The following is a 2,587-nucleotide window of genomic DNA, read 5'->3' as shown; positions in this document are numbered from 1 at the left end:
GGGTACGGGTCGACGCCGTTGGCGTGTCTGCGAAAAAGTGCCGATGAAGCAACATTGTCCGCATCCCGACCTGCTGCAGGTCGATCCGTTCGAGGCCATCATTGACGAAGAGCTGCTGCCGGGCGACATCCTGTATATTCCGCCGGCCTTCCCGCACGAAGGCTATGCGCTCGAAAATTCGATGAACTACTCTGTGGGGTTCCGGGCGCCGAGCGCGCGCGAGTTGGTCAGCGGCTTTGCAGATCATGTATTGGCGCGTGAATTGGGCAGTCATCGCTACAGCGATCCGGATATCACGCCGCGCGAACATCCGGCTACCGTGCAACCGGAAGAGTTGGACCGTCTGCAACAGATGATGTTGGATCTGGTTCAGCAGCCGGAATCGTTCAGACAGTGGTTCGGCGAGTTTATTTCCCAGTCGCGCCACGAATTGGACGTGTCGCCGCCGGAGCCGCCTTATCAATCGGGAGAAATCTACGAGCTGATGCAACAAGGCGAAACATTGCGCCGACTCGGCGGGTTGCGAGTGATCTGGCTGGAAGGCCAGTGTTTCATCAATGGCGAACCGTTAAAAAGTGCGCATCAGGAGGCGCTGTCAGCGCTGGCGGAACACTACGTCATCGACGGCGAAATGCTTAAGGACGCATTGGACGATCCCTCCTTCCTTGCCGAACTGACCGCATTGATCAATAACGGCTACTGGTACTTCGCGGATTAACCGCCGAGCCCCCGTTTAGTAACGCATCCCAATCTCGGGATCGGGATGCGTTACCTCTTCCCTTTAGTCTCTTACCCTACCAATCATAACGTCGAAAGAACCGCACTCAGAGCTTCACTGCATGGCTGTGCTTCGTCTGGGACGATTCACGCGTGTTTTGCGCGGTCAGTTCGGCGATATTCATGATGACGGACACGGCGCTTTCCATGCCTTCTACCGTCACGAACTCATGTTTGCCGTGGTAGTTGTAACCGCCGGTGAACAAATTGGGACACGGTAATCCACGAAACGACAGCTGAGCGCCATCCGTACCGCCACGAATCGGCTTCATGACCGGTTCGATCCCACACTTGCGCATGGCCTGCTGCGCTAGCGCGATGACATGCGGATGCTGTTCAACCTGCTCGCGCATGTTGTAGTAGCTGTCGCTCATGCTCAGTTCGATGTAGCACTCAGGATGAAGTCCCTTGCCGACCTTTTCGGCGATATCCATCATGGTCTTTTTGCGTTGTTCGAATCCACTGCGTTCGAAGTCGCGAATGATGTACTTCATCTCCGCCCGTTCGACCGTGCCTTTGATGCCGTGAAGGTGATAAAAGCCTTGATAGCCTTCGGTATTTTCAGGAGACTCGTCGGCCGGAACTAACTGGTGGAAATGAGTCGCCAGCGTCAGCGCGTTGACCATTACCCCTTTGGCACTGCCGGGATGCACGTTGTTACCCACGATCTTCACCGTCGCGGAAGCCGCGTTGAAGTTTTCGAACTCCAGCTCGCCGATGCCACCGCCATCGACGGTGTATGCCCACTCAGCCCCAAAGCCCTCCACATCGAAGTACTGAGCGCCTTTGCCCACTTCTTCGTCCGGCGTGAAGGCGATACGGATATCGCCATGAGGGATCTGTCGCTTTTTCAGACGCGCTATCGCGGTAATGATCTCGGCGATGCCCGCCTTGTCGTCAGCGCCCAGCAACGTCTTGCCGTCGGTGGTAATCAGCGTATGGCCCAGCAGTTGATGCAGCACAGGGAACATCACTGGCGACAGCACTTCCTCGCCCACGCCTAGCGCTATGTCGCCGCCGCGGTAGTTTTCAACAATCTGCGGATTAACATGTTTGGCGGTGTAATCCGGGGAAGTGTCCATATGCGCGATAAAACCGATGGTGGGCACAGACCAGGCAACATTGCTCGGCAACGTCGCAGTAACACAGCCATGATTTCCGACCGTTACCTGCTCCAATCCCAAGGCCATCAGCTCTTGCTGTAAAACCTGTGCCAGCTTCCATTGCCCATCGGTACTCGGCACCTGCCGTACACCAGATTTGGATTGGGTATCAAAGGATACGTAGTTCAAAAAACGATCGAGTAATTTTTCCATCTTTAACTCCCTTGGATGGACCGCAGGTTGCATTATGAATAGGGCTCTCCGGATAGATATTGCGTAACATCAGTTTTTATTAGTTTCGCTACATAACGATAGCCTATAAATCGCCGCAGAAGCCGCAGCACGCCGGAAAAGGAGACGCAGGTGAGAATACATGTAGCAAAAGCGCCGCGAGGGGCAACACCCACAACACAAGCGCATAACGAAAAGGCAACAAAAAATCCCGCTAAACCCGATACAGATCTAGCGGGAGATGAGCGAGGAACAATCAGCGAGTTGCGATCTCGGAGGGTGTCTCAAGCCACTCGTAATACTGGCTAAGACTTTTATCGCACGAGCAGCAGCTACCGCATTTACTGCTTACCGCCGCTTCGTGGAAGCGAACCCGTCCTTTTCGAACCCAAATCGCCATCATGCCGTCAATCACGCTGGGTTCGACATGGAAAGCGGCGCTGATGTCATGTACAGAGACTTTATGTTTTGCGCGA

Annotated in this window: 3 protein-coding genes; 1 reads left to right on the top strand and 2 read right to left on the bottom strand. The window is 54.7% G+C overall.

Annotation, left to right across the window (positions count from 1 at the left end; translation table 11 throughout):
* Positions 1 to 718, top strand: a 718-nt coding sequence (locus Q7O77_RS16845; RefSeq protein ID WP_304169907.1) for a cupin domain-containing protein, incomplete at its 5' end; no start/stop codon positions are given.
* Positions 719 to 824: 106 nt separating this feature from the next.
* Here Q7O77_RS16845 and pepT read toward each other — a convergent pair.
* Both pepT and Q7O77_RS16835 read right to left on the bottom strand, forming a co-directional pair.
* Positions 825 to 2,093 carry a peptidase T gene (gene pepT, locus Q7O77_RS16840; RefSeq protein ID WP_304169905.1) on the bottom strand — a complete coding sequence of 423 codons (1,269 nt, stop codon included), beginning with the start codon at positions 2,091 to 2,093 and terminating at the stop codon, positions 825 to 827.
* A gap of 274 nt (positions 2,094 to 2,367) precedes the next feature.
* On the bottom strand, positions 2,368 to 2,587 hold a 220-nt coding region (locus Q7O77_RS16835), incomplete at its 5' end, for a FeoC-like transcriptional regulator (RefSeq protein WP_304169904.1).

Source organism: Lonsdalea britannica (assembly GCF_946477055.1).
GTDB lineage: Bacteria > Pseudomonadota > Gammaproteobacteria > Enterobacterales > Enterobacteriaceae > Lonsdalea > Lonsdalea britannica_A.
Note: the sequence above shows the minus strand (reverse complement) of the source record. Positions and strands in the feature narration are given on the sequence as shown.